The organism is Arthrobacter sp. SAFR-044, from assembly GCF_051965175.1.
Classification (GTDB): domain Bacteria; phylum Actinomycetota; class Actinomycetes; order Actinomycetales; family Micrococcaceae; genus Arthrobacter.
This window is the reverse complement of the sequence record NZ_JBQCMK010000002.1, coordinates 80,304-106,635: the sequence shown is the minus strand read 5'-3', so window position 1 is coordinate 106,635 and position 26,332 is coordinate 80,304. Positions and strand designations below refer to the sequence as shown.

The 26,332-nt window shown below is 67.0% G+C and carries 22 protein-coding genes; 14 read left to right on the top strand and 8 right to left on the bottom strand.

From position 1 onward, the window contains the following. Window positions 1-2: 2 nt before the first annotated feature. The 3 genes from ACTHQS_RS03195 to ACTHQS_RS03185 all read right to left on the bottom strand — a co-directional run bounded on the left by ACTHQS_RS03195 (window position 3) and on the right by ACTHQS_RS03185 (window position 1,334). Window positions 3-305: a hypothetical protein gene (locus tag ACTHQS_RS03195; protein ID WP_440166021.1), complete on the bottom strand. Its 303-nt coding sequence runs from the start codon at window positions 303-305 to the stop codon at window positions 3-5. A gap of 76 nt (window positions 306-381) precedes the next feature. Beyond that, the gene (locus tag ACTHQS_RS03190; RefSeq protein WP_440166019.1) at window positions 382-606 is read right to left on the bottom strand and encodes a DUF3107 domain-containing protein; all 225 of its coding nucleotides are present in this window, start codon (window positions 604-606) and stop codon (window positions 382-384) included. A gap of 62 nt (window positions 607-668) precedes the next feature. Next, window positions 669-1,334: a TetR/AcrR family transcriptional regulator gene (locus ACTHQS_RS03185; RefSeq protein ID WP_440166017.1), complete on the bottom strand. Its 666-nt coding sequence runs from the start codon at window positions 1,332-1,334 to the stop codon at window positions 669-671. An 85-nt stretch (window positions 1,335-1,419) separates the two neighbouring features. On the opposite strand from ACTHQS_RS03185, the gene moeB reads away from it, so the two are divergent. Then, window positions 1,420-2,619 carry a molybdopterin-synthase adenylyltransferase MoeB gene (gene moeB / locus ACTHQS_RS03180; RefSeq protein ID WP_440166016.1) on the top strand — a complete coding sequence of 400 codons (1,200 nt, stop codon included), beginning with the start codon at window positions 1,420-1,422 and terminating at the stop codon, window positions 2,617-2,619. A 120-nt stretch (window positions 2,620-2,739) separates the two neighbouring features. On the opposite strand, the gene ACTHQS_RS03175 is transcribed toward moeB, so the two are convergent. Continuing rightward, on the bottom strand, window positions 2,740-4,065 hold the full coding sequence (locus ACTHQS_RS03175; protein WP_440166015.1) for a glutamyl-tRNA reductase: 1,326 nt from the start codon (window positions 4,063-4,065) through the stop codon (window positions 2,740-2,742). Between the two features lie 158 nt (window positions 4,066-4,223). Here ACTHQS_RS03175 and hemE point away from each other — a divergent pair, with 158 nt between their 5' ends. The 10 genes from hemE (at window position 4,224) to hemL (ending at window position 15,300) form a co-directional block, all read left to right on the top strand. Next, entirely contained in the window at window positions 4,224-5,318 is a 1,095-nt protein-coding gene (hemE, locus tag ACTHQS_RS03170; protein ID WP_440166013.1) for a uroporphyrinogen decarboxylase, read from the top strand. Between the two features lie 3 nt (window positions 5,319-5,321). Then, on the top strand, window positions 5,322-6,770 hold the full coding sequence (hemG, locus tag ACTHQS_RS03165) for a protoporphyrinogen oxidase (RefSeq protein WP_440166011.1): 1,449 nt from the start codon (window positions 5,322-5,324) through the stop codon (window positions 6,768-6,770). A gap of 287 nt (window positions 6,771-7,057) precedes the next feature. Further along, window positions 7,058-7,894 carry a hypothetical protein gene (locus tag ACTHQS_RS03160; protein WP_440166009.1) on the top strand — a complete coding sequence of 279 codons (837 nt, stop codon included), beginning with the start codon at window positions 7,058-7,060 and terminating at the stop codon, window positions 7,892-7,894. Window positions 7,895-8,002: 108 nt separating this feature from the next. Next, window positions 8,003-8,704 carry a hydrogen peroxide-dependent heme synthase gene (gene hemQ, locus ACTHQS_RS03155; protein ID WP_440166007.1) on the top strand — a complete coding sequence of 234 codons (702 nt, stop codon included), beginning with the start codon at window positions 8,003-8,005 and terminating at the stop codon, window positions 8,702-8,704. Next, the gene (locus ACTHQS_RS03150) at window positions 8,701-9,945 is read left to right on the top strand and encodes a ferrochelatase (RefSeq protein ID WP_440166005.1); all 1,245 of its coding nucleotides are present in this window, start codon (window positions 8,701-8,703) and stop codon (window positions 9,943-9,945) included. The genes hemQ and ACTHQS_RS03150 overlap by 4 nt, the downstream gene beginning before the upstream one ends. Beyond that, on the top strand, window positions 9,942-10,940 hold the full coding sequence (gene hemC / locus ACTHQS_RS03145; RefSeq protein WP_440166003.1) for a hydroxymethylbilane synthase: 999 nt from the start codon (window positions 9,942-9,944) through the stop codon (window positions 10,938-10,940). Before ACTHQS_RS03150 ends, hemC begins: the two co-directional genes overlap by 4 nt. A gap of 8 nt (window positions 10,941-10,948) precedes the next feature. Continuing rightward, window positions 10,949-11,827, top strand: coding sequence for a uroporphyrinogen-III synthase (locus ACTHQS_RS03140; RefSeq protein WP_440166001.1), 879 nt, complete (start codon window positions 10,949-10,951; stop codon window positions 11,825-11,827). A 53-nt stretch (window positions 11,828-11,880) separates the two neighbouring features. Next, window positions 11,881-12,864, top strand: coding sequence for a porphobilinogen synthase (gene hemB / locus ACTHQS_RS03135; protein WP_440165999.1), 984 nt, complete (start codon window positions 11,881-11,883; stop codon window positions 12,862-12,864). After that, complete coding sequence (locus ACTHQS_RS03130; RefSeq protein ID WP_440165997.1) at window positions 12,861-13,934, top strand: LLM class flavin-dependent oxidoreductase; 1,074 nt, start codon at window positions 12,861-12,863, stop codon at window positions 13,932-13,934. Before hemB ends, ACTHQS_RS03130 begins: the two co-directional genes overlap by 4 nt. 34 nt (window positions 13,935-13,968) lie before the next feature. After that, a complete protein-coding gene (gene hemL, locus ACTHQS_RS03125) occupies window positions 13,969-15,300 on the top strand; it encodes a glutamate-1-semialdehyde 2,1-aminomutase (RefSeq protein ID WP_440165995.1) in 1,332 nt (443 codons plus the stop codon). A 143-nt stretch (window positions 15,301-15,443) separates the two neighbouring features. Here hemL and ACTHQS_RS03120 read toward each other — a convergent pair whose 3' ends face one another. The 4 genes from ACTHQS_RS03120 to ACTHQS_RS03105 form a co-directional block, all read right to left on the bottom strand. After that, complete coding sequence (locus tag ACTHQS_RS03120; RefSeq protein ID WP_440165993.1) at window positions 15,444-16,181, bottom strand: amino acid ABC transporter ATP-binding protein; 738 nt, start codon at window positions 16,179-16,181, stop codon at window positions 15,444-15,446. After that, window positions 16,178-16,942, bottom strand: a complete 765-nt coding sequence (locus tag ACTHQS_RS03115; RefSeq protein ID WP_440165991.1) for an amino acid ABC transporter permease — start codon at window positions 16,940-16,942, stop codon at window positions 16,178-16,180. Before ACTHQS_RS03115 ends, ACTHQS_RS03120 begins: the two co-directional genes overlap by 4 nt. A gap of 33 nt (window positions 16,943-16,975) precedes the next feature. Further along, on the bottom strand, window positions 16,976-17,926 hold the full coding sequence (locus ACTHQS_RS03110) for a substrate-binding periplasmic protein (RefSeq protein WP_440165989.1): 951 nt from the start codon (window positions 17,924-17,926) through the stop codon (window positions 16,976-16,978). A 327-nt stretch (window positions 17,927-18,253) separates the two neighbouring features. After that, window positions 18,254-18,964 (bottom strand): 3'-5' exonuclease, encoded by a 711-nt coding sequence (locus ACTHQS_RS03105; RefSeq protein WP_440165988.1) that lies wholly within the window; start codon window positions 18,962-18,964, stop codon window positions 18,254-18,256. A 63-nt stretch (window positions 18,965-19,027) separates the two neighbouring features. Here ACTHQS_RS03105 and ACTHQS_RS03100 point away from each other — a divergent pair, with 63 nt between their 5' ends. The 3 genes from ACTHQS_RS03100 to ACTHQS_RS03090 all read left to right on the top strand — a co-directional run bounded on the left by ACTHQS_RS03100 (window position 19,028) and on the right by ACTHQS_RS03090 (window position 26,303). After that, window positions 19,028-19,444, top strand: coding sequence for an MGMT family protein (locus ACTHQS_RS03100; protein WP_440165986.1), 417 nt, complete (start codon window positions 19,028-19,030; stop codon window positions 19,442-19,444). Window positions 19,445-19,551: 107 nt separating this feature from the next. Continuing rightward, window positions 19,552-22,773, top strand: a complete 3,222-nt coding sequence (locus tag ACTHQS_RS03095; protein WP_440166647.1) for an ATP-dependent helicase — start codon at window positions 19,552-19,554, stop codon at window positions 22,771-22,773. Further along, window positions 22,770-26,303: a UvrD-helicase domain-containing protein gene (locus tag ACTHQS_RS03090; RefSeq protein ID WP_440165984.1), complete on the top strand. Its 3,534-nt coding sequence runs from the start codon at window positions 22,770-22,772 to the stop codon at window positions 26,301-26,303. The genes ACTHQS_RS03095 and ACTHQS_RS03090 overlap by 4 nt, the downstream gene beginning before the upstream one ends. Window positions 26,304-26,332: the final 29 nt, after the last annotated feature.

Sequence of the window (26,332 nt, the reverse complement as noted above, 5' to 3'; positions counted from 1 at the left end):
CGTCAGCGGCGCAGAATGACGGTCAGCCGCTCCGTGTCGCGGCGCGCCCGGGTGCGGCCCAGGTAGACGACGGCGGCGATGGCTGCGGCGACGCCGAGCACCGTGGGCAGGACCCACGGAAGCCAGGTGGTCCCCGGCAGGTAGCCGAAGCCTGCCGCCATCAGGATGATCCACGCCAGCGCCGCAACAACCACGCCGACGCCGGCGGGCAATGCCGCGCCATACTTGGCATGCCGCTTGTCATTGGCCCAGACGACGAAGCCGGCGGCGATGGTTGCCAGCACCACGATGGTCAGCGAAAGCATGGATCTCCTTGGAAGACAGCGGCAGGCCCGGACCGTGTGGAAATAGAACGGGCCGGAACTGGACCTGGGCCGGAAACTAGAACTGGCCGAAACCTACGCGCCGAACCTCTTCGGCACCTATTTCCACGTACGCCAAGGCGTTGCCCGGAATAATGATCAGGCGTCCTTTGTCATCCTTCAGGCGCAATTCGCCGCCTGCGGTAATGGCTTCGCCAACAACCTTGGCCACCGTCTCCGCGTCCTGGGTCGATTCCAGCACGATTTCGCGGCCAACGTTCTGAACGCCGATCTTAATCTCCAAGGGGGCCTCCCAGCCTGTGAAAAGTACTCGTGTTTTCTACGAGGTGTTGTCTTATTTGTAGTCTAGGACTCTTTGGGGAAGCGAGAGATTCCGCGCCAAGCTAAACGGTAGATGAGGTCGCTGGCCACATCGAGGTCCAGGTTGCCGTCCGTTTCCAGCCAATACCGGGCGCTGACATGCGCCATTCCGGCCAGGCCGCGCCCCAGCAGTTCCGCTTCCAGGTGGGGGAGCTTGGTGTCCTCAGCGATGACCCGGGCAATGGCGTCGGCGAAGGTCCGGTTGAAGGTCTCAAGCCTCGAGCTGACGTCGGGGTCGTTGATGAGGTCGGACTCGAACACCAGGCGGTGGGCCTGATCGTCATTGGCGATGAAATGGAAGTAGGCGCGCATGACGGCCTGGACGCGTTCATCGTTGTCCGTGGTGGAGTTCAGGGCGCCCAGCATCAGTTCGGTCAGCGAGGCCAGGTGGCTTTCCAGCAAGGCGAGGTACAGGTCGCGCTTGGACGGAAAGTGCTGGTAGAGCACAGGTTTGCTCACATGCGCGGTTTCTGCGATCTCGTCCATCGCCGCGCCGTGGTAGCCGTTGGCCACAAACACCTCCTGGGCCGCGGCAAGGAGTTGTGCGCGGCGCTCATCCCGGGGCATCCGGGCGGACCGCTGGCCTGCGGGGCGGGAGGCAGTTTGCGGTTCGGCTGCGGTCGGGCGGTCAGCCCGTGCTTCAGGGACCACAGTTGTCCTTCTTTCCATTGCAGTTACCCTTCACTTTACTGCGGGGTAATATGACCGGGCGGTATCCCGGGGCATACATTGAAGTATGGCTTCGTCTTTCACCGCAAATGTTTCGACCCCTTCCCTGGATCCGCTGGTGGAACCGGCCGCTGACCTCACTCCTGCCGAGGTTGAACGGTACTCCCGGCACCTGATCATTCCCGAGATCGGCGCGCTGGGGCAGCGGCGGCTCAAGAACGCCAAGGTACTGGTGATCGGCGCGGGCGGCCTGGGTGCCCCGGCCTTGCTGTATCTCGCAGCGGCTGGCGTGGGGACGATCGGAATCATCGACGACGACGTCGTGGACCTCAGCAACCTGCAGCGCCAGGTAATCCACGGCGTCAGTGATGTGGGACGGCCCAAGATCGAATCGGCACGCGATGCCATCGCGGAGCTGAACCCGCTGGTGGAGGTGCGGTTGCACAACGTGCGCCTGGACGCATCCAATGCCCTGGAGCTGTTCAGCGGATACGACCTCATCCTTGACGGTGCCGATAACTTCGCCACCCGGTATCTGGTGAACGATGCCGCCGCCATCCTGGGCAAGCCCTACGTGTGGGGGTCCATCTTCCGTTTCGACGGACAGGTGAGCGTGTTCTGGGAGCAGCACGGACCCACCTACCGGGACCTGTATCCCGAGGCTCCGCCTGCCGGTTCCGTCCCCTCCTGTGGTGAGGGCGGCGTGTTTGGAATGCTGTGCGCCGCCGTGGGATCGCTTATGGTGACCGAAGCGGTCAAGCTGATTACCGGCGTCGGACGTTCCCTGCTGGGCCGCGTGGCCCTGTTCGACGCTTTGGGCGGCAGCTGGCGCGAGATCAGGGTATCGAAGGACCCAGCGGCGCAGCCCATCACTGAACTTACCGACTACGAGGCCTTCTGCGGCATCGCTCCGGTTTCCGAATCGGACACGGAACACACCGTTACCGCCACGCAGCTGGCCACCATGCTGGCCTCGAGGAAAGCCGGGCTTAAGGACTTTGAACTTGTGGATGTCCGGGAATCGGGGGAGTACGACATCGTGCGGATCGATGGGGCCAGGCTCATCCCGCAGGGACGGATCCTGGCCGGCGAGGCGTGGGATGAACTTCCGCAGGACCGGGACATCGTGTTCCACTGCAAGGCCGGCACACGCTCCGCCAACGTGCTGGCGGCGGCCCGCGAGGCCGGTTACCAGCGGGTCAGCCATCTCGACGGCGGGATCCTGGCCTGGGTGCGCGACGTGGAACCCCAGAAACCCGTCTACTGACCCGGACGCCCCATCACCTTTAGCTGCTTTTTGAGAAACGCCCCATCACTTCCCCCAGGATAGTGATGGGGCGTTGCCGAATATGGGGCTAAAGCTGATGGGGCGTTGGGAAGGGAAACCTCAGGCGGTTTCGCGGCCCGTGTGGTCCACCGGGCACTCGGCCTCCACCACTGCAGGCGCAGCGGTGCCGGGCTGTTCGACAGTGATGCCGTACAGGGCTTCCAGCGCCGCAACGTAGTCATCCTGCTGGCCGTTTGCCGCGAGTTCGCGGGCGCGGACCGTGGGGACATGCAGCAACTGCTTGACCATGCGGCGGAGTGCGAACTCGACCTCTTCGGCGGCAGCGGTGCAACCGTGGCGGGCACGGACCTTTTCCATCTCCGCGTCCAGCACGTTCATGGTGTGGCGCCGCAGGGCAACGATGGCGGAGTCCACTGAGCGCGCTTCGCGCTCCTGCTCGAACGCCTTGGCGGCACCCTTGACGATTCCGCTGGCCTGCGCCAGTGATTCCGCCTGCTCCTGCGGGGCGGCCAGGCGCACCGATTCCAGGGTCAGCAGTTCCACGCCGTCCAGCTCGCCGACGGCGGGATCGAAGTCGTGGGTGAGGGCCAGGTCGATGGCGATCAAGGGCTGCGGCGAATCCGCGCGGACCTGGGCCAGCTCGTCAGCTTCAACCCGGGTGTCCGAGCCGCTGCAGCCGATCATGACGTCGGCGGCGGCAACGGCGGCCCGCAGCGATTCCGCATCGAGGGCGGCACCGCCGCGCGAGGCCACGAACCCCTCGGCCCTGCCGGAGGAAGAGTAGACGGAGATGTCCGTGCAGCCGCGTTCCCGCAGCAGTGCCATGGTGGCGCCGGCGTACGCGCCGGTCCCGAAGAGGACAACCTTCTTGGCTGACCAGTCGGGGTTTTCGGAAAGATCAGAGGCAAGGTCCAGCGCCACGGAGACGATGGAAAGCCCCCGGGAACCGAGGGCCGTCTGCGCACCTACATCCTTGGCAGTCTTCGAGGCCGCCTGGAACAGCCGGACAAGTCCCGCGCTGGCAGTGCCGTCATGCTGGGCGGTGATCAGGGCCCGCCGCACCTGGCCGGCGATCTCGCGCTCGCCCACGACGGCGGAGTCGAGTCCGGCGCTGACGGCGAACAGGTGCTGGGTCACCTCGGGTCCGGTACGGGTGCTGAAGGAGCGTGACACGAGGGGCTCGGAGAGTCCGCTGGCCTCGCTGATCCGGGAGACGAGTGCCGCGCGGGCTGCCTCGACGTCGTTGGGGTTGGGGGCCTCGCCGTAGATTTCGTAGCGGTTGCAGGTGGCGAGGACCACCGCTCCGGCCACGGCAGGGGATTCGGTGAGCGCGGATGCGGCAATCCCGGAGGAACCGTTGCTCAACTGAGCAACGGTTTCAAGATCGATGTCGGCGTGTGTAGCCACCAATGAGAAAAGAACCACAGCAGACCAATCATAGCTTTTTCGTTGCCCGGTAGAACAACCATCGGAAAGGATAGTCCCCACACTGGGGCGTGATCCGCGCCACGTATGGAATTCCCGTGCCGTCGGCGACAGGTTGTCGTTATCTTTTGCAGCTCTTTTTGGGCACAATCAAAAGCATGACTCCTAGCCCTGCCGTCTCCGCTGCCGGCACCCTCGCCGCAGACCATCCACTGATGGACGGCCGCACAGCGGACTCCCCGCTGATCACGGCCTACCGGGGCGGCAAGCCCTCCCGCCGTCCCGTCTGGTTCATGCGGCAAGCGGGCCGGTCGCTGCCCGAGTACCTCAAGGTGCGCGAGGGAATCGCCATGCTGGACTCCTGCCTCCGGCCGGAGCTTGCCTCTGAAATCACGCTCCAGCCCGTCCGCCGCCATGACGTGGACGCCGGCATCTTCTTCTCCGACATCGTCATCCCGCTGAAGCTTGCCGGGGTGGGCGTGGACATCGTTCCCGGGGTGGGGCCGGTCCTTGACAAGCCTGTGCGCACCGCGGCCGATGTTGCCGCCCTGCCGCAGCTCACATGGGAGGCCCTGGAACCCATCCGCGAAGCCGTCCGGCTCACGGTGGCCGAACTGGGCAAAACGCCCCTGATCGGTTTTGCCGGTGCGCCGTTCACCCTGGCCGCCTACATGGTGGAAGGAAAGCCGTCCCGCGACCACCTGGGCCCCCGGACCATGATGCACGCGGACCCGGAAACATGGAACGCACTGGCTAACTGGGCTGCCGACGCCTCCGGCATGTTCCTCCAGGCCCAGCTGGAGGCCGGCGCCTCCGCCGCGCAGCTCTTCGACTCCTGGGCCGGCTCGCTGGGACTGGCGGACTACACCAAATATGTTGCCCCGGCGTCGGCCCGTGCCCTGGACCATGTCCGCCACCTGGGTGCCCCGCTGATCCACTTCGGAACAGGCACGTCCGAACTCCTCGTTGCCATGCGCGACGTGGGCGTGGACGTGGTGGGCGTTGACTACCGGCTGCCGCTGGACGAGGCAAACCGCCGGCTGGGGGGCACCGTTCCGTTGCAGGGAAACATTGATCCCGCGCTGCTGGCAGCACCCTGGGACATCCTGGAGGCACACGTGCGCGAGGTCATCGCCGCCGGTTCCACCGCCCCGGGCCACGTCCTGAACCTGGGGCATGGAGTACCGCCCGAAACGGACCCTGGCGTCCTGACCCGGGTAGTGGAGCTCATCCACTCCATCTCGCCGGAGTAACCCGTGGGCAGCTCCCCGGCACAGCACGGCACGGCGCTGGTGGTGGGCGGCGGAATCTCCGGGCTGCTCTCCGCCCGGGAACTCTCCGCCGCCGGTTATGAGGTGACCGTCCTGGAGGCCGGGACGGCTTGGGGTGGCTGTGTTGGCAGCCATACAGTGGCCGGACTCACCCTGGACAGCGGGGCCGAGTCCTTCGCCACCAGGTCCGACGCCGTAGCCCGGCTCTGCACGGAACTCGGGCTCGGGGGGAAGATCGTTCCTCCGCGGTCCGGGGGTGCATGGGTGCAGCTACCGGACGGGCCCCGCGAGCTGCCCAGAACCGGAGTCCTGGGCATCCCCGCCAACCCCTGGGACCCTGAGGTCCGGCGCACCCTGGGCACATTCGGCTCGCTGCGTGCCTCCCTGGACCGGCTGCTGCCCGCCTCCATAGGTGCCGGCGCCGGCGTCACCAGCGTCTCCGCGCTGGTGAGGGCGCGCATGGGTTCGCGCGTGCTGGAACGGCTGGTCTCCCCGGTGGTGGGCGGCGTCCATTCCGCCGACCCCGGCCTGCTCGACGTCGACATGGTGGCTCCCGGCCTCCGTGCCGGCCTGCGCAGGCACGGTTCCCTCGCTGCCGCGGTTTCGGCACAGCGGCGCGGCGCCGGCATGGCTGCCAAAGCCAAGGCGCCCCAACCTGCAAAGGCCGGGTCCGCCGTCGCGGGTCTCGAAGGCGGCATGCACATCCTCGTGGATGCCCTGGTGGCGGACCTCCAGCGCCGGGGCGTCACCCTTGTGTTGGACGCTGCCGCCACCTCGGTTTCCCGCACCCCGGACGGATGGCGCGTCGAGGCGTCCAGGGCCGCCTTTCACGCGGCTCTGCTGGTCATGGCCGTGGAGGGCCCGGCCGCCGTCGAACTCCTGGAAGGTGCTGTCCCTGCCATCGCAGGGAAAAAGCCGGCGTCCGGGCCCGACGTCAAGCTGGTCACGCTGGTCCTGGACAAACCTGACCTGGACCGGCGGCCGCGTGGAACGGGAGTCCTGGTGGCCCCGCAAACGCCGGGGATCCAGGCCAAGGCGCTGACGCATGCCACGGGTAAATGGGATTGGCTGACTGAGGCTGCCGGTCCGGGGCGCCATGTGGTGCGTCTTTCCTACGGCCGGGTGGACGGTGCTTCGGCCCAGGGTACCGGCCCCGAAACGGATGATGAGCTGTTCGCCGCCGCGCTGCGCGATGCGTCTTCGCTGTTGGGCGTGCAGATCACGGCGGAGGACGTGCGGGGCTGGGACGTGGTTCGCTGGCGCGGAGCCCTGCCGTTCGCCGCCGTGGGTCACCGGGCACGGGCAGCGGAGATCCGGCAGGCCTGCAGTGCTGCGGGCGGCCTGGCCGTGGTGGGCGGATGGGTCGCCGGGAACGGGTTGGCCGCTGTGGTGGCCGACACACGTGAGCAAATCGGCCAACTGACTCCTGCCTGAGCATTGCTGCTGGTCAGCGCGGTTTTAACTGGTGCGCAGCCGTGTATGGAACACGCCCGCGCCGTGCTTTCCGGTTTTCAATCGGACAACCGTTCTGGTTAGGGTCGATGACTATGGTTCAACACAGGTCCGAGCTTTCACTTTCCCGGACCGGTATCCATGGGGGACTCCGGCGCGGCACCGCAGCAGCGGCCGTCGGAGCGATACTGGTTCTTTCCACCGGCGTCCAGGCGTCCTTGGCTGACGACACGGTCCCCCCTCCGCAGGATCCACCAGCACAAGGATCCGTGGCCGCAAGCGCCGCGGCATTTGGACTGTCCACGGCCGCCCGCCAGAGCGCTCCCGAACCGCACGGTGCCAAGGGGAACGGTGGATCCGGACGTGAGGGGGATGGCGGCCAGGGGGCCGACGAACCTCCTGCCGGCCCTGCGGCCACCCGTGCCCCGCGCACGCCGTGGTCAGTTCTTCCGGTGCCTGGTTCCTTGCTTCCGGCCATCGATGCTTCCGCGTCGGCGGGGACCACGTCCACTCCCGCGCCCTCTCCGACGTCCTCCGGGACGCCACTGGCACCTGGCCCGCGAACCACAGCCGCCGCTACTCCGGTCGGCTCCCCGTCCACGGACCGGCCAGAGCCTCCCACTGCGTCCGGGCCCTCCACGGCCTCAGCCACTGCCCCCGCCGGCACTTCGACGGCGGCAGGCACGCCGGCGGCGGCCAGCGTCCCCTCCGCCGGTGGGATGGCAGTAGCAGCCCCGGAAGGTTCTGCTCCAACCTCCGCCCCAACGCAGGTGGCCATGCCAGGGTCCGGCCCCGCGGGCGGAGCCATCGATCCGGGCAGCACGGAATCCGGCGGCAATGCGGGCGGCGCGGCGGCCCCGTGGCCGGCGAGCGGTGCGGACGCCGCGCCGGCCCCCGTCCTGCCAACGTCACTGTCCATCAATGCGCGGCAGTCCCTGCCCACCCGCGCACCGCAGGCCGCCGGCGCCCCGGCAGGCCCCGGACGGGCTGTGTCCTCCACCGAACCACTGCCGGACGTGCCCGATGCCATGATCTGGCTGGGCGCAGGCCTGGTTGGCGTGGGTGCCGCTGCCGGGCTGGTGTTCCTGCGCCTGCGCCGCCCGTAGGGGGCGCACGGTGGCCTGCTGCACGAAAAACGTGACTTTGCTCACTTCTACGGCTTGTAGAACTCTTCGGTTTCGCCTTGGGGGCAGGGAAGGGGCAAACTTGTAACCATGAGCCACACTTCTGCCGAATCTGTCACTAAAACCGAAGAATCAGCCGAGCAGTTCTTTACCCTCTGGACGGTTTTCAAGCGGTCAGAGTCAGTGGTCCGCAGTGCGGATGCCGCCGCCGACTTCGAAGCGCTGCTGGAGCGGCTCGCCGCCGCCGGCGTCACCCACCGGGGCAGCTACGACGTCTCAGCCATGCGCGCCGACGCCGACGTCATGGTGTGGCTCCACGGACCCAAGCCGGAAGCGCTGCAGCAGGCCATCCGCGACATCCGCCGCAGCACCCTTTTTGCCGGCACCGAGATCGTCTGGTCCGCCATGGGTGTCCACCGCGAGGCCGAGTTCGCCAAGAACCACACCCCCGCCTACTCCCGTGGTGTCGCTCCGGCGGAGTGGCTCTGCGTGTACCCGTTCGTGCGCTCCTACGAGTGGTACCTCCTGCCGGACGCCGAGCGCGGCAAGATGCTCCGCGACCACGGCCTGCTGGGACGTGACTTCCCGCAGGTCATTTCCAACACCGTTTCCTCCTTCGCCCTTGGCGACTGGGAGTGGATCCTGGGCCTGGAAGCGCCGGAACTGGTGGACCTCGTGGACCTGATGCGGCACCTCCGCTCAACCGAGGCGCGCAACCACGTGCGCGAGGAAATCCCGTTCTACACCGGACGCCGTATCTCCGCAGACGAGGTTGCCGAGGTCCTCGCGTGAGCCCGGAGCAGCAGGCCGCCACGGCCGTCAACCCGGTAACCGAAGCCGGACGCCTGGCGCCCAAGAATTACGACGCCGTCCTGCTGGCCTCCTTCGGCGGCCCGGAAGGCCAGGAGGACGTCATCCCGTTCCTCCGCAACGTGACCCGGGGCCGGGGGATCCCGGACGAGCGGCTTGAGGAAGTCTCCCACCACTACCGCGCCAATGGCGGCGTCAGCCCCATCAACCAGCAGAACCGCGAGCTGAAGGCTGCGCTGGAAGCCGAATTGGCTGCCCGCGGCATTGAGCTGCCCGTGCTGTGGGGCAACCGCAACTGGGCGCCGTACATCCCGCAGACCCTGCAGGAAGCGTACGACGCCGGCCACCGGCGGGTGCTGATGCTCACCACGAGTGCCTACTCCTGTTACTCCAGCTGCCGCCAGTACCGCGAGGACATCGGCATGGCGCTGACGGAGACGGGCCTGGACGGCAAACTCGAAGTGGACAAGGTCCGGCAGTACTTCGACCACCCCGGTTTCGTGGAGCCGTTCGTGGAGGGAACCGCTGCCGGCCTGTCCAACGTTCGCGCCAAGCTCGCTGAAGCGGGCAGCCCGGACGCCCCCATCCACATCCTGTTCGCCACCCACTCCATCCCCACACGCGACGCCGAGGCTGCGGGCCGGTCCGAGGGTGAACCGCGCGAGTTCGAGGAAGGCTCCGCCTACGTTGCCCAGCACCTCGCCAACGCAGCAGCCGTAATTGAGCGGGTCCAGAACGAATCCGGGCTGACCGCACCGTGGTCCCTGGTGTACCAGTCCCGTTCCGGTGCCCCGCACGTGCCGTGGCTGGAACCGGACATCAACGACGCCATCGAGGAACTGGCCGGCCAGGGCGTCAAGGGCATCGTGATCGTTCCGCTCGGCTTCGTCAGCGACCACATGGAAGTTGTCTGGGACCTGGACACCGAAGCGATGGAAACCTGCGCCAACCTGGGCCTTGCCGCCACCCGTGTCCCCACCCCCGGTACGCACCGGAAGTTCGTTGGCGGCCTGGTGGACCTCATCTGCGAGCGGACGGTGGCCAACAACATCACCGACCGCCCTGCCTTGACGGATCTTGGCCCCTGGTATGACGTCTGCCGGCCGGGATGCTGCGCCAACTTCCGCGGCGAAAAGCCCACCATCGCAGGGGCCGACACCACTGTGGGCACCGGCCATGACCCGTACCCGTCCGGCAGTGCCGGCGAAACGGCCCGGCCGTGACAGTCCGGATCGGAACGCGCGCCAGCAAGCTGGCGCTCACCCAGACCCGGCAGACCGCGGACCAGCTGGCCGCCGTCGGAGGTTTCGCGGTGGAACTGGTGCACGTCCGCACTGACGGTGACGTCCTCACGGGGTCGCTGTCGCAGATGGGCGGCACCGGCGTCTTTGTTGCCGCCCTGCGCGACGCGCTGCTGCGCAATGAGTGCGACGTTGCCGTCCACTCGCTCAAGGACCTGCCCACAGGGGCTGCAGTAGGGCTGAGCCTCGCCGCCACTCCGCGCCGCGTGGACGTCCGCGACGTCCTGTGCGCCCGCGACGGACTGAAGCTGGCCGACCTGCCGGCCGGAGCCCGCGTTGGCACCGGTTCGCCACGGCGTGCAGCCCAGTTGCGTGCCGCCCGCGCGGACCTGGACATCGTGGACATCCGCGGCAACGTGGACACCCGCCTGGGCCGCGTTCCCGGGCTGCCGGGAAACTCCACCGACCAGGTGGTGCCGGGTAAGTCCTGCGACCTGGACGCAGTGGTGCTCGCGGCCGCCGGCCTGGAGCGGATCGGCCGCCTCGACGCGGTCTCCGAATACCTGGAAACCGACGTGATGCTGCCCGCAGCAGGACAAGGGTCACTGGCCATCGAGTGCCGGACGGCAGATGCCCCGGCCAAGGCCGGCTCCGCTGACGGCTCACGTGAGGTCCTGGCGCAGGCCCTCGCCGCGCTGGACGACCCCGACACCCGCCTTGCCGTCACGGCCGAACGCGCCCTGCTGGCCCGGCTCGAGGCAGGCTGCGCAGCTCCGGTGGGTGCCTACGCCTACCGGAAGGGCAGCATGCTGCATCTTGAAGCCGTGGTGTGTGCTGTGGATGGCACCGCCACCGTGCGGGACAAGCGCGCCACGGACGGATTGACCGAGGTCGGCGCCACCCTGCTGGGCATCGAACTGGCGGAGGTCCTCCTTGCCGCCGGAGCCGCCGACATCGCGGACCTGCAGGCGTCCTGAACCTGGCAATGATGCAGCCCTCCAGCAGATCCGGATCCCAAGAACCGGCCGGTGGCATGCCGCTTGGCGGGGTCCGGGTCCTGATTACGCGCAGCCCGGAACGATCGGGAGCCCTGGTGGAGGCATTGAAGGCAGCCGGTGCCCAGCCTGTGCTGCTCCCGCTCATCGACTTCGAGAGGGCGCCGGACCAGCACGCGCTGGACGTCGCCTGCGACGCGCTGGCCGCGGGCGCCTTCGACTGGCTGGTGGTCAGCAGCGCCACAACAGTGCACGTCCTGATGGAAAAGGCTGCCGAACGCGGCCTCCGCCTGGACCAACTGGTTCCTTCGGGGACGCGGATCGCCGCCGTCGGTCCCGCGACGCGCCGGCTGCTGGAGGCGGGCGGCCTTACGGTGGAGCTGACGCCGCCCGGAGAGCAGTCGGCTGCCGGCCTGCTTGCCGTCTGGTCCTGCGGCGGCAGGATCCTGCTGCCGCAGGCGGACATCGCAGCCGGAACACTGGCGGCGGGACTGGAAGCGGCAGGCACCGTCACCGCCGTGACTGCCTACCGCACCGTCGACTACCCGGCGGCAGCGGAACGGAGGCTTGCCGTGCAGGCGGAGGACGGCGACGCCGGTCCCCAGCCGCCGTCGTACTCCCTCCTGACGCCGGAAACCGCAGCCGCGGACATCGCCGCAGGACGTATAGCCGCGGTGATCGCCGCCTCGCCCAGCGCCGCGCGGCGCATCGCTGCCCTCGGGCCGATCGCGGGCTGCCGGCTCATCGCCATTGGCCGTTCGACGGCGGACGAGGCCGCTGGCCTGGGCCTTGAGGTCGCTGAGGTGGCGGCAGAGCCCACACCGGACGGGCTGGTGGCCGCCGTCGCGAAGGCCCTCAACCCGCCCTGACGGTGACCAGCAGCGCTTCCCCAGCTTCATAATCAACGCGAAGGACAGGATCCATGACTTTCCCCAACCAACGCCCCCGCCGCCTGCGCACCACCCCCGCCATGCGCCGGCTGACCGCCGAAACCCGGTTGTCCCCGGCCGAACTCATCCTTCCGGCCTTCATCAGGGAGGGCCTCACCGAGCCCAACCCCATCACCTCCATGCCCGGCGTGGTCCAGCACACCACCGACACCCTGAAGCGGGCCGCCGCCGAGGCCGTTGAGCTCGGCCTGGGCGGCATCATGCTCTTCGGCATCCCGGAAACCCGCGACGCCGAAGGCACCGCGTCGCTGGACCCCAAGGGCGTGCTGAACAAGGCCATCCGGGACGTCCGCGCGGAAGTGGGCGATGACCTGGTGATCATGAGCGATGTCTGCCTGGACGAATTCACCGACCACGGCCACTGCGGCGTGCTCGACGCCGACGGTTACGTGGACAACGACCGCACCGTGGAGATCTACGCCAGGATGGCCGTTGCCCAGGCAGAGGCAGGTGCCCACATGCTGGGCCCTTCCGGCATGATGGACGGCCAGATCGCCGCCATCCGCTCAGCCCTGGATGAGGCCGGCCACGTCAACACCTCCGTTATCGCCTACTCCGCGAAGTACGCCTCCGCGTTCTACGGGCCGTTCCGTGAAGCGGTGGACTCCCAGCTCAGGGGCGACCGGCGGACCTACCAGATGGATGCGGGCAACCGCACCGAAGCCCTGCGCGAGGTGGAACTGGACCTTGCCGAGGGTGCAGACATCATCATGGTCAAGCCGGCCATGAGCTACCTGGACATCGTGGCGGACGTCGCCGCGATGAGCCCGGTGCCCGTATCCGCGTACCAGATCTCCGGCGAATACGCCATGATCGAAGCCGCCGCCGCCAACGGATGGATCGACCGCCGGGCCGCCATCACCGAATCCGTACTGGGCATCCGGCGGGCAGGAGCCCACACGGTGCTCACCTACTGGGCCGCCGAACTGGCCGGCTGGCTGACGGAAACACGGTGACCGACCCTTCCGCGTCACCAACCGCACCGGTGGGGGAGGACCGAATCCTCCTCGGCCTTAACACCTTCGGCGATGTTGGGGAGAACCCGGACGGCAGCCCGCAGCCGCACGCCCTGGTCCTGCGCCAGCTGCTGGAGCAGGCGGAACTGGCGGACGCCGTCGGACTCCATGCCTTTGGCGTGGGGGAGCACCACCGCAAGGACTACGCAGTGTCCGCGCCGGAGGTCTTCCTGGCTGCCGCCGCGGCGCGCACATCCCGCATCCGGCTGGGCTCCGCGGTGACGGTCCTCAGCTCCGACGATCCCATCAGGGTGTTCCAGCGCTTCTCCACCGTGGACGCCATCTCCAATGGCCGGGCCGAAGTGATGCTCGGGCGCGGATCCTTCGTGGAATCCTTCCCGCTGTTCGGGCTGGACCTTGCCGACTACGAGGTCCTGTTCGAGGAAAAACTCGAGCTGTTCAGCAAGGTCCGGGCGCAAAAGCCCGTGCACTGGGAGGGGCGCACGCGTCCCGCCCTGCACGGGTTGAGCGTCTATCCGCCCCTGGAGCACCACCTGCTGCCCACGTGGATCGGCGTGGGCGGCACGCCGGAATCCGTGCTGCGCTGCGCCGAGTACGGGTACCCGATTATTTTCGCGATCATCGGCGGCCAGCCACGGGGGTTCCGGCCCCTGGCCGACCTCTACCGGGAGGCGATGGGCAAGTACGGCCACCCCATGCAGCAGGTGGCCACACATTCGCCCGGCCATGTTGCCGACACGGATGAGCAGGCACGGGAAGAGCTGTTCCCGCACTGGCTTGCCCTGCGGAACAAGCTTGGTGCCGAGCGCGGGTGGGGTCCGGCCGGCCGGGGCGAATTCGACGCACTGTGTTCCGCCGAAGGCGCACTGTACGTGGGATCACCCGAGACCGTGGCCCGGAAAATCGTCCGGCTGAAGCGGAACCTCGGCGTGGACCGGTTCGACCTGAAATACAGCAACGGTCCGCTGCCACACTCCGCCATGATGCGCTCCATCGAACTGATGGGCACCGCGGTGGCCCCGCGCGTTGCCGAACTGCTCGCCGGCTGACTGAGCTTGCCGGCCAACTGAGAGAATAGGAACCATGACTTCCAGCAATCCTCGCAACGAGGCACTCTTCGACCGCGCCCGCCAGCTGATGCCGGGCGGCGTTAACTCGCCGGTGCGGGCCTTTGGCTCTGTGGGCGGGACGCCGCGCTTCATGGTCTCCGCCAAGGGACCGTACCTGACGGATGCCGATGGCAAAGAATACGTTGACCTGGTCTGCTCCTGGGGCCCGGCCTTGTTGGGACACGCCCACCCTGCCGTGCTGGATGCGGTCCACGCGGCCGTTGACCGTGGGCTCTCCTTTGGCGCGTCCACCCCGGACGAGGCCAACCTGGCGGAGATCGTGCAGGAGCGCGTCCCCGCCGTCGAACGCCTTCGGATGGTGTCCACGGGCACCGAGGCCACCATGACCGCCGTCCGGCTGGCCCGCGGATTCACCGGGCGCAACCTCATCATCAAGTTCGCCGGCTGCTACCACGGCCACCTGGACGGACTGCTGGCTGCGGCAGGCTCCGGCCTGGCAACCCTTGCCCTGCCCGGCTCCGCCGGTGTCACGGAAGCAACCGCCGCGGAGACCCTGGTGCTGCCCTACAACGACCTCGCTGCCGTCAAGGAAGCCTTCGCTGTGCACGGCCCCAATATCGCTGCCGTCATCACCGAGGCCGCGCCGGCGAACATGGGCGTGGTCACCCCTGCCGAGGGATTCAACCTCGGCCTCTCAAAGATCACCCGCGAGCATGGCGCGCTCCTCATCGTCGATGAGGTCCTGACCGGCTTCCGGACTGGTTACTCGGGCTACTGGGGCCTCACCGGGGGCGCGCCGGATGCCCAGGACCCGTGGACGCCTGACCTGCTGACGTTCGGCAAGGTCATCGGCGGTGGAATGCCGACGGCGGCCCTCGGCGGCCGCGCCGACGTCATGGACTACCTGGCGCCCACCGGCCCCGTCTACCAGGCGGGCACCTTGTCAGGAAACCCGGTGGCCATGGCCGCCGGCGTTGCCACCCTGACCCACGCCACCCGCGACGTCTACTCGTTCATCGACGTCCGTTCCCTGGAACTTTCCTCCGCCGTCTCCAACGCGCTGGATTCCGCAGGAGTGGACCACTCGATCCAGTTCGCCGGAAACCTCTTCTCGGTGGCCTTCGGAACCTCAGCCCACGGCGTCCACAACTACGCCGACGCCCAGGCTCAGGAGGCGTTCCGTTACGCGCCGTTCTTCCACTCGATGCTCGACTCCGGGGTCTACCTGCCGCCGTCGGTCTTCGAGGCCTGGTTCCTCTCCGCCGCGCACGACGACGACGCGATGAACCGGGTCTACGATGCACTGCCGGCCGCGGCGAAGGCGGCCGCAGCCGCCCAGGGCTAGCTCCGCCGTCGTGCTTCCCCGCGAGATGGCACTTAAGGCCAATTCCCTTCCGTGGGACTGTCCTTAAATGCCATCTCGCGGGGCTGGACGCAGAAATCCCCGGCTGCAGCTGCAGCCGGGGATTTCTTTTACTGCCTCAGGCGTCAGAGGACGTCCGAGAGGAAGTCCTTGAGCCGGTCAGTCTTTGGCGCGGTGAAGAGCTGCTCCGGCGGCCCGGACTCCACCACTACGCCGGCATCCATGAACGTCACGGCGTCGGAGACGTTGCGGGAGAAGCCCATTTCGTGGGTCACCACCACCATGGTCATGCCGCCCTTGGCGAGGTCCGTCATCAGGGCCAGGACCCCCTTGACCAATTCGGGGTCCAGGGCAGAGGTTGCCTCGTCGAAGAACATGACCTCAGGCTTCATGGCCAGCGCACGGGCGATGGCCACGCGCTGCTGCTGGCCGCCGGAAAGGTTGGCCGGGCGGGAATCGGCCTTGTGCTTCAGGCCCACCAGGTCCAGCTGTTCCAGTGCCTCGCTGCGCGCTTCCTCCTTGGAGAGCTTGCGCAGCTTACGCAGGGCCAGCGAGACGTTTTCCTCAACCGTCTTGTGGGGGAACAGGTTGAACTGCTGGAACACCATGCCGATCCGGCGGCGGAGTTCGTCGGGATTGTCCTTCAGGACGGAGCGGCCATCCAGCAGGATGTCCCCCTGCTCGGGTTCGATCAGCCGGTTCATGACCCGCAGCAGGGTGGACTTTCCCGAACCCGACGGGCCTATGACCGACGCCGTGGTGCCCTGGGGAACGTGCAGGTCGATTCCCCGCAGCACATGGTTGCTGCCGAAGGAAAGGTGGATGTTCTTGGCGCTCAGCGTTCCTGACGCGAAACCGGTCATGCCTGGGCTCCCTTTCCAACGACGGCCGCGGCGTCGTCCGGTTCTTTCTTTTCGGGCCGGCCGCTGCGCAGCCGGGCGTCGATGTAGTTGACCAGGTGAGTGAGCGGGATGGTCATGGCCAGGTAGAATATGGCAGCTGCCACGTATGGCGACAGGTTACCGCTGCGGGCGGCGGCGTCTTGGCCGATTTGGAACAGTTCCCGTTCCGTGGCCAGCAAGCCCAAGGTGAAGACCAATGAGGAATCCTTGATCAGCGCAATAAACTGGTTCATGAGGGCAGGAAGCACGCGGCGGATGCCTTGGGGAACCACCACCAAGCGCATGGACGCACCGTAGCCGAATCCCAGGGCGCGTGACGCCTCGAGCTGCCCCTTGTCTACGCTCTGAATGCCGGAACGGAAGATTTCACCCGTGTACGCGGCGGCCATGAGCGACAGAGCCGCAACGCCCATGGGGTAGGGGCTGTTGCTGCCCGTCATCTCGCGGAATATTGGTCCGAATCCAAGGCCGATGACCAGGATGGTGAGGACGGCCGGGAGTCCACGAAATACGTCTGTGTACACCCGGGCGGCCCACCGTGCCACAGGATTCCGCGAAATTCCCATGAGAGCCAGGACCAGGCCGGCGAAGGCCCCGATGAGTCCCGAAGTGATCGCAAGGACCAACGTATTGGGCAGGCCCACAGCGAACATGCTTGGCAGAACCTCAGCGATCTTCTCCCAGTCAAGGAAGGTCTCTCCGAGTCGTGTCAGGAAATCCATATGGCGTCGCTATCTTTTCTGGGTAGCCGGTGTCTACTTCGCTGGGATCTTGACGGCCTTGCTGCCCGGCTTCCAACCCTCGGGGGTCTGCTCGGCAGCCGTCGGGCGGTCCGTGTACCACTCGGCAGTCAGCTTGGACCAGGTGCCATCGGCAACGATGGCATCAAGGGCCGAATTCAGCGCTTCGAGCAGGGCAGGGTTGTCCTTGGCAACGGCGTAAGCGGTGAAATTCTGGGTGTTGAGCTTCTTCTCGGCGATTTTCGTGCCGTCACCCGGCTTGACCTGGCCGGTTGCCTGCTGGGACGGAGACACCCAGGCGTCGACTTGGCCGCTCTTCAGGCTGGCGAAAACGGTGTTGTAGTCGGGGAAGGAAACAGGCTCAATGTTCAGGGTGTTCTTGACGTAGTCTTCCTGAACACTGCCGCTAACGACGCCAATGCGGAGGCCGCTCTTCAGTTCCGCGAATGTCTGGACCTTGGCGTCTTCTTTGGTCACGAGGGCCATGTAACCGAAGTCATAACCATTGGTGAAGGCAACCGTTTCACGGCGGGCGTCCGTGGTGGAAATCGAGGAGGATCCCACATCGAACTGCTTGTTCTTTACCTGGCTGAGAAGCGCCTGGAACTTGGTGGAGGCGAACTCGACCTTGAGCCCCAGCTTGTCAGCCATCGCCCGCAGAAGCTCATTATCGTAGCCAGTGAACTTGCCCGAGGAATCAACGAAGATATTGGGCGGGGCGTCTGACAACGTTCCCACGCGCAGGGTGCCCTCGGTGATGAGGCCGAGCTTGCTCTTATCAATCTTGTCGAGGGGGGTGACGTCGGCGGTGGTGTACTTGTCCAGCGTCTGCTGGTCACTGCCCTTCAGGGCGTCCGTGGGGGAGCCGCTGGGCTGTGAAGACCCGCCACCGCAGGCTGCGAGGGAAACCGCGAGGGCCAGTGCAACGGGAGCGGTAGTGAGCCACTTCATCGCTTTGATTTTCATCAGGTTGTCACTTTCATATGAGGCATAAGTCGACCGGGCCGCAAGGCAGCGCTGTGGCGCCTGGCACCTGCCCGGCGCTGGTCCAGCTGTCCGGGGCAGGGGTGACCGCAAAACTTTATTGTCTCACTTGGGTGAATACCGGGGCTCAGGTGAAGAATCGGGACGTCATTCAGTCGCAAGGCGAAGGAAATTGCGTCAGACCGTCGTTAGGGCGGGCAGTTGGAGGTCCCACCCGCGGCTCAGGCGAATGATGCCCTTGTCGCGGCCCGGAACTTTGTTAAGCGACGTGACTGTGACATGTCTCCCAAAAGGGCGTATGCAGAAGCCCTAGAAACCAGCTGCCGTCGCGTCCTGCGGGGGCAGCACCGGCCAGTCTCCCTCGATCACGGCGGCCGGCTTCGTCTTGCGGAGGTATTCCTGGAAGTCCGATGCCTGGCTGACCGCCCAGTCCACCTGAAGCTGGTGCAGCTGGCTGGCCGGCATCATCAGCTTGGGGAACTTGCCTGCCATTGCATCCAACACCCTGAGGGTAGCCAGGGCGTCCGCTGCGGAGGTGTGCGCATTGTCCAGAACCACGCCGTACTCTTCGCACAGTGCGGTGAGCGTCCGCTTCCCCTTGCGGTAGCGGTCAACCTGCTTGTTCATGATGTAGGGATCCAGGACCGGGAAACGGGACAGCTGCGGAATCCCGTACCTTGCGGATTCGGCCGCGAGAACCGTGAAGTCGTAGCTCGCGTTAAATGCGATCACCGGGGTGCCGGAATCGAACAGTTCCTGCAGTACTGCGGCGACCTCACGCGTGACCTCATGGGCAGGGCGGCCGTCCCGCCTGGCCTGTTCTGTGGTGATGCCGTGGACGTCGCTTGCCTCCACGGGTATCTCCACGCCCGGATCGGCCAGCCACTCGTGCTCCTTGATGACCTCACCCTGGTGATCCACCACAGTAATCGAGGCCGTGACGATTCTCGCCGCGCGCGAATTGCGGCCGGTGGTTTCCAGGTCGAAGGCTGCTCGGGGGAGGGTGTTCCAGGAACTCATGCTTCAACGCTAAGGGGACCCACCGACAATTCCGTGGAGCGCCACTGACGATAGATTGGATCAATGCGGAATGAGTACGTCCAAGCCGTCCTGGCCGTCGTGAGGCTGGTGCCGGCAGGGACGGCCGTATCCTACGGTGACGTTGCCGAGCTCCTGGGTTCCGGCGGTCCACGCCAGGTAGGTTCCGTAATGAGCCATCATGGCGGCGGCGCCCCTTGGTGGCGCGTCCTGAAAGCCAATGGCCAGGCGCCCCACGGGCACGAAGCCGAGGCCCTGCTCCTTTACCTTGAGGAAGGTACTCCGCTGGTTGGCGACTACAGGTCTTACCTCCGTACCGGGGAGGGGCGGTGGCGGGTGGACTTGACCACCGCACGGTGGGCGCCGACGGAGAGTGATTTTGACGGCATCGACGCAGTCGCCGAGGAACTGGAGCGTCGGCTTCACAGGTTGTCGGTGCCTGATGATGGAATGGTTTTGTGACCGTAACAATTCCTTTGACCGGCCCCTGGGACCCGCACCGGCAAGAACCGGAAGCAGGGCGGAGGCCGGCTTCCCCCGCCACACGAGACCGGGAGGGCAACAGCGCCCTGCCGGCCGCCCCCGCCCTTCGGTTGCTCCCGCCCCGGCGGGTGCACGCGGAATCACTGCGGCTCACACCGGACCAGCAGGCAGCCGTTGACGTCGCCCAAGGCTCCGGACCAGTCCTGGTTCCAGGTGCGCCGGGCACGGGAAAGACCACCGTCCTCGTCGAGGCCGCCGTCCAGCGGGTTCTCCGCGACGGAGTGGACCCCGAACGCACCCTGATCCTTGCACCCACGCGTCTTGCCGCCGATTTCCTGCGGGACCGCTTCACTGCCCGGCTGGACAGGAGCCTCAGCACCACTCCGGCCAGGACTTGGGCGTCGTATGCATTCGACCTGATCCGCCGTGCCAAGGCCGAAGGTGTCATACCGCTGCCCAGGCCGCCGCGCCTTCTGTCAGGTCCCGAACAGGACCTCATCATCAAGGAACTCCTCGAGGGCCACAGGCTGCCGGGACTGGAACTGCCGTGGCCGTCGGATCTTGATGGCGCCCTGGAAACCAGGGGCTTCCGCCAGGAGGTGCGGCAACTCTTCGACCGCATCATCGAATCGGGCCGCACGGCTGAAGACCTTGCCCAGTTGGCGGATGCCTGCGGCCGGCCGGACTGGAAAGCCGCAGCAGCGCTCTACGCTGAATACCGGGACGTTCTGGACCTGCGGATGCCCGAAGCCTTCGACCCCGCCGGGATCATCACAGCTGCCCGGCAAATCTTCCAGGACGCACCGGAGTTCCTCGCTGCCGAACGTGCCAGGCTGGAGGTTGTCCTGGTGGACGATATCCAGGAAGCAAACCCCGCCATCTTCGAGTTGCTGGCGGATATCGCTGCCGGGCAGGACTGCTACGTGACGTCGTCCCCGGACACGGTGGTCCAGGGATTCCGGGGGGCCCGGCCCGATTTGGTGGCTGAACTGCCCCGGCTGTTGGCCGGCCGGCCGTCAGTCCTCGAGCGTCCGCTGTGGCATGCGCATGGCCTGGCGCCGGCGGTTGCAGAGGCATGGTTGAACGTCGCGGGCCGCATATCCCAGCGGGCAGGCGGGCAACTGGCCCGCCGCCTGCAACAGCCTGAACATGACGGCGGGCCCGGCAGCGTGGAGGCCCACCTGGTACCTACCCCAGTGCACGAGCTGCGGTACGTTGCCCAGCGGATCCTGGACCAGCACATAAACCACAACCGGGACCTGGCGGATATGGCCGTCATCGTGCGCAACGGCGGCCAAGTCAGTGAGCTGCAGCGCTATCTGTCCGGCCAGGGTATTCCCGTACGCGTGCCAGTGGCGGAATCCGCGGTCCGGGACGAAGTAGCTGTACGGCCGCTCCTGGATGCGTTCGCCATCGCACTGGATCCTGAGCTTCTGACTCCCGAAGCTGCGGTGTCCCTGCTCACCTCACGGATCGGGGGCGCTACCTCCATTGAGCTGCGCAGGCTCCGGCAGTCATTGCGGCGCGAGGAACTCCTCGGCGGCGGAGGCCGTGCCAGTGATGCGCTGCTGGTCCAGGCCCTGCTTGAACCCGGAGCGCTGGGTGCGTTGGGGATCGAGGGCCGCGCCGCACGGCGCACGGCGCGGATGATCCGTGCGGGGCGGGAGGCGGCCGGGCTGCCGGGCGCCAATGCCGAGTCGGTGCTCTGGGCACTCTGGGATTCAACGGGGCTGTCGTCGGCCTGGACAGAGACGGCTTTGTCAGGAGGACCCCATGGGTCCCGGGCCGACCGCGACCTGGACGCAATGATGGCGCTCTTCCATACGGCGGAACGCTATGTGGACCAGGTGCCGGGTGCTGGTCCAGAACAGTTCCTGGAGTACCTCCTTAACCAGGAGCTTCCCATGGACACCCTCGCTGCCCGAGCCCAGCTCGATGACGCTGTGGAGCTGATGACGCCGGCCAGTGCGGCGGGCCGGCAGTGGCCCGTGGTGATCATTGCGGGGCTGCAGGAGGGGGTATGGCCAAATACCAGGCTCCGCGGTGAACTGCTCGGCAGTACCCTGTACGCGGATGCGGTGGAACATGGCCCCGAGTATGCCCTCCAGCGTGATCCGCTGAGCCGGCTCCGGGATATCCGCTATGACGAACTGCGCAGCTTCTCCACGGCGGTGTCCAGGGCACGGGAACTGCTGGTCTGCACCGCGGTCTCATCGGAGGATGACCAGCCGTCGTCGTTCCTGGATTTTGTTGCACCGCTGGGGCCGGAGGATGAGGGCCGGGCTTTCACCCAGGTGGAACGGCCCATGACGCTGCGCGCCCTGGTTGCCGAGCTCCGGCAGCATGCCCAGCTCGACGGCGGCACACCGCAGGCTGCAGAAGCCGCCAGGGTTCTGGCGCATCTTGCCGCGGCCGAACCTGCCGTGGCCGGAGCACACCCCGACAGCTGGTGGGGGCTGGCCCCGTTGACCACCGCCGAGGCTGTGGTCCCGCCGGGCGGAACTGTGTCCGTGTCCCCGTCAAAGGTGGAGACGGTGCAAAAGTCGCCGTTGGACTGGTTTGTCCAGGCAGCAGGAGGGGAGCCTGCCACCGACTTCGCCCGGAGCCTGGGCACGTTGGTGCATGCGATCGCCCAGGACATGCCGGACGCCTCCGGATCCGAGTACGTGGCTGAACTCGTGCGGCGCTGGCCTGCGCTCGGCATGAAGGACAACTGGGAGGGCCGGCTGGACTTCCAGCGTGCGGAGGCAATGGTGCGGAAGCTGGCACACTATGTGCTGTCCATGAGGGGCGAAGGCCGCAGCCTGCTGGGTGTGGAGAAGGACTTCGAGGTGGCCCTTGGCCACGTGGTGGTCGATGAAGCCCCGCCGAGGGACGCGGTACTCCGCGGCCAGGTGGACCGGCTGGAAATCGATGGCGAAGGCCGGCTGGTGGTGGTGGACCTCAAGACCGGAAAAAGGCAGCCGGGCAAGGACGAGCTGTCCCGCCATCCGCAGCTTGGCGCCTACCAGGCAGCAGTGCTCGCCGGCGGGTTCGACGCCGGCTCCGGCGGCGGGCAGGGCCTGTCCGGCGGGGCGGTTCTGGCGCAGCTCGGGACCAGTGCAAAAAGCCCAGCCATCCAACAGCAGGAACCACTCGACCCGCAGGAGAACTGGGCAATGGACATGGTCAAGGAGGCCGCCGCCGTGATGGGTGGAAGTGAATTCACAGCGCGGCACGATCCCGCCAAGGGCAGCCATGGCGGCCATGGCTGCCGCCTCCCCGAGGTATGCCCGCTGTGTGTACGCGGACGTCAGGTGACCGAATGAGCGCGGCACTGCCTCTTGCTGACGCCGTCCCGGCCGTACGCTTCAGCCCGGAAGAACTCTCTGTGCTGCTCGGCGAAAAGAACACTCCCACGCCGGAGCAATCCGCCATCATCTCGTCCCCCTTGGCGCCGCGGCTGGTCATCGCCGGCGCTGGATCGGGAAAAACCGCCACAATGGCGGACCGGGTGGTATGGCTCGTGGCCAACGGATGGGTTACCCCTGAGGAAGTCCTGGGCGTGACCTTCACGCGGAAGGCTGCGGGCGAACTCGCCAGCAGGATCCGGTCAAAACTCCTGGCGCTGCAGCGTCTCGCCGCCAAGGACACCGGGCACGGCGTCTTTCCTGAGGGCCTGCCCAGCAGCGACGCCCTGGAGCCCAAGGTGTCCACCTACCACTCATTCGCCAGCGGCGTCGTTTCCGACTACGGGCTGCGGTTGGGCGTGGAGCGGGACGTGGTTCTGCTCGGCGGTGCGCAGGCCTGGCAGCTGGCCAGCGAGGTGGTTGAAGCCTACGACGGCGAATACCAGCACTTCCGCGCGGCCAAGTCCACCCTGGTGAAGGCCGTCATCCAGCTGGCCGGAGAATGCGCCGAGCACCTCCAGGAACCCGAAGATGTGGAAGCGTGGCTCATGGCGCGCCTGTCGGAATTTGAATCCCTGCCGTACCTGGTGGACAAGAAGAGGAACCCGCCGAAGGCGGCCTCGGATCTCGGCGGCATGCTGCGAACCAGGGCAAGCGTTGCCGACATGGTGGGCCGCTATGCCGCCGCCAAACGAGCCCGCGGGGCACTCGACTTCGGCGACCTTGTGGCCCTTGCTGCCAAAGTGGCGCAGGATGTTCCCCTGGCAGCCCAGATGGAGCGGCAACGGTACAAGGTGGTTCTGCTCGACGAATTCCAGGACACGTCGTATGCCCAGCTGGTGCTCTTTTCCCGCCTCTTTGGCGGCGGTCATGCCGTGACGGCGGTCGGCGACCCCAACCAGTCGATCTATGGTTTTCGGGGCGCTTCGGCAGGGCAGTTGTTCCACTTCGTTCGGGAGTTTCCCGTGCGCACCGGCGGATCGGAGGAAGGAGCCGGCTGGGCGCCCGCCCCAACCTCCTACCTGACCACTGCATGGCGGAACGGCCGGTCCATCCTCGCGGCGGCCAACGTCATGTCCCAATCCCTGGGCCGGACAGCTGCACACCATGGACCTGCCGGGAGCAGGCCAGCCGCTGCTGAAGTACCGCCGCTGCAGCCGAGCCCCTACGCAGTGGACGGAACTGTGGTGCTGGGGCGTTTCGCCAGCGACGTGGAGGAGGCTGCTGCGCTGGCTGATGATGTCCTGAAGTACCGGGTGACGGACTTTGAGCTGAAGCCGGACGGTACGGCTGAGCCCCCGGCGCTCGCCGTGCTGTGCCGCCGGCGGGCGCAGATGGAGCCGGTGCGGCGGCAGTTCGAAGCCCGGGGGATCCCCTACGAAATCGTGGGCCTTGGCGGGCTCCTGGACACCCCGGAGATCGTGGACCTGGTAGCCACATTGCGCGTCCTTGCCGATCCCGGCCGGTCTGATGCCCTCATGCGGCTTATCGCAGGAGCCCGGTGGCGGATAGGGCCGGCCGACCTCATGGCACTGCGTGACTGGTCCAGCCAGCTGGCACGAAGCCGGGGAAAGGCTGCGCAGGGGTTCGATAACGACATCGAGGACACCGACAGCGACGAAGCAGATGCCCCCATCCTCGAAGGTGACCTGACGGACGGGGCCAGCCTGGTGGAGGCCCTGGAATTCCTGCCGCGGGAAGGGTGGACCTCGTCGAATGGCCGCACGCTGGGCCCGGATGCGCGCAGCAGGCTGGCCAGGTTGTCAGCCGAGCTGCGGCAACTGCGCGGTTACCTCGGTGATGACCTCACCACGCTCCTGGGGGAGGTGGAACGGGCCATGCTGCTGGACATCGAAGTGGCAGCGCGGCCCGGAATCAGCATCCACCAGGCCCGCCGCAACCTCGATGCCTTCCAGGACGCGGCCGCAGGCTTCCTCCGTACCTCCCAGCGGGTGGACATCCTCGCTTTCCTGTCCTGGCTGGAGGCTGCGTCGGCGGAAGAAAACGGCCTGGAAGCGCCGGCCAGCGACGTAAACCGGGAAGCCGTGCAGCTGCTCACGGTGCATGCTTCGAAGGGCCTGGAGTGGGACGTTGTGTTTGTCCCGGGGATGAACGCGGGCGCTTTCCCCAGCGACCGGGACTCCCGCTGGAGCAGCGGCTCTGCTGCCCTGCCATGGCCCCTTCGCGGTGACCGGGCAGATCTGCCCCAGTGGGACCTCGACCAGCCGGACCAGAAAGGCTGGCTGGACGCGGAAAAAGATTACAAGGCCGGCGTCCAGGCCCACGGCGAGTCGGAGGAACGGAGGCTCGCTTATGTGGCCTACACCAGGGCCAAGCATGTCCTGTGGGTGTCCAGCGCAGCGTGGGTGGGATCACGCGCCGGACGCGCGGAGATGTCTCCGTTCCTTGCGGAGCTGGAAGCCCTGACGCATCCGGCCGACGGCGGAGCACCCGCGAATGCGGTGGTCCATCCGCTGTCGCTCGAGGAGGCAGCACTGCCTGACCGGAGCCCACTGACGCTGGAAATGGAGGAAGCCCGCTGGCCCTACGATCCCCTTGAAGGACCCGTGGACCCACGAACGGGTGAGCGCCTGCGGCTGGCCCCGGGGCGCAGGGGAGCCATGGAAGCGGCGGCGCAGCGGGTCCTCGGAATCCTGGGCACCGGCACTGGCACCGGCATCGGCACCGGCACTGGCCAGCTGGTCCGGGGGGAGCAGTCAGGGCCGGCAAGCAGTCCCCGGCAGGAAAGCAGTCCGTTGCCCGGCCTCACGGGGGCAGCGGCAGGCTGGGCACGCGAAGCTGCGCTGCTGCTGGAGCGAAGGGCAAGGAGGTCAAGTGGCCAGGACGTGCACCTGCCCACCCATATTTCAGCTTCCACCCTTGTTGACCTCGGAGACGACCCCCAGGCGGTGCTCGGCCGGCTGCGCCGCCCCGTGCCGCGGGAACCCGGCATGTCCGCGCGGAAGGGCACGGCTTTCCACGCCTGGGTGGAGGAGTATTTCGGCAGGGCCGGCATGCTGGACCTCGGCGAAGCCCCGGGTTCGGACGACCATATCGATGCTGCCTACGACCTGGATGAAATGGTGGCAACCTTCAAGGCTTCCCCTTGGGCTGACAGGTCACCGGCCTTCGTTGAGGTTCCAGTGGAAACCCGGGTTGGGGAAGTGGTGGTTCGCGGCCGGGTGGACGCCGTGTTCCAGGACGCCGATGGGCGATGGGACCTGGTGGACTGGAAGACCGGCCGCCGGCCATCCGCCGGGCAGCTGAAGACCCGCGCGACACAGTTGGCGGTCTACCGGCTGGCATGGGCGCGACTCAAGGATGTTCCCCTGGAGGACGTGCGGGCCGCATTCTTCTACGTTGCTGACAATGCAGTGGTCCGGCCGCACGACCTTGGGACCGCCGCCGAACTGGAAGGAATCGTTTCCGCTGCGCTTACCAGGCCTTGAGGCCGGCCCCAGATGGGGAACGGCGAACG

What these genes read in the sequence shown, in the direction of transcription:
- ACTHQS_RS03115 (WP_440165991.1), bottom strand. Translation starts at nt 16,942, where the DNA reads ATGGATTTCCTGACACGACTCGGAGAGACCTTCCTTGACTGGGAGAAG.
- ACTHQS_RS03090 (WP_440165984.1), top strand. Translation starts at nt 22,770, where the DNA reads ATGAGCGCGGCACTGCCTCTTGCTGACGCCGTCCCGGCCGTACGCTTC.
- ACTHQS_RS03110 (WP_440165989.1), bottom strand. Translation starts at nt 17,926, where the DNA reads ATGAAAATCAAAGCGATGAAGTGGCTCACTACCGCTCCCGTTGCACTG.
- hemE (WP_440166013.1), top strand. Translation starts at nt 4,224, where the DNA reads ATGACTCCTAGCCCTGCCGTCTCCGCTGCCGGCACCCTCGCCGCAGAC.
- ACTHQS_RS03105 (WP_440165988.1), bottom strand. Translation starts at nt 18,964, where the DNA reads ATGAGTTCCTGGAACACCCTCCCCCGAGCAGCCTTCGACCTGGAAACC.
- hemL (WP_440165995.1), top strand. Translation starts at nt 13,969, where the DNA reads ATGACTTCCAGCAATCCTCGCAACGAGGCACTCTTCGACCGCGCCCGC.
- ACTHQS_RS03100 (WP_440165986.1), top strand. Translation starts at nt 19,028, where the DNA reads ATGCGGAATGAGTACGTCCAAGCCGTCCTGGCCGTCGTGAGGCTGGTG.
- hemB (WP_440165999.1), top strand. Translation starts at nt 11,881, where the DNA reads ATGACTTTCCCCAACCAACGCCCCCGCCGCCTGCGCACCACCCCCGCC.
- moeB (WP_440166016.1), top strand. Translation starts at nt 1,420, where the DNA reads ATGGCTTCGTCTTTCACCGCAAATGTTTCGACCCCTTCCCTGGATCCG.
- ACTHQS_RS03195 (WP_440166021.1), bottom strand. Translation starts at nt 305, where the DNA reads ATGCTTTCGCTGACCATCGTGGTGCTGGCAACCATCGCCGCCGGCTTC.
- ACTHQS_RS03120 (WP_440165993.1), bottom strand. Translation starts at nt 16,181, where the DNA reads ATGACCGGTTTCGCGTCAGGAACGCTGAGCGCCAAGAACATCCACCTT.
- hemQ (WP_440166007.1), top strand. Translation starts at nt 8,003, where the DNA reads ATGAGCCACACTTCTGCCGAATCTGTCACTAAAACCGAAGAATCAGCC.
- ACTHQS_RS03140 (WP_440166001.1), top strand. Translation starts at nt 10,949, where the DNA reads ATGATGCAGCCCTCCAGCAGATCCGGATCCCAAGAACCGGCCGGTGGC.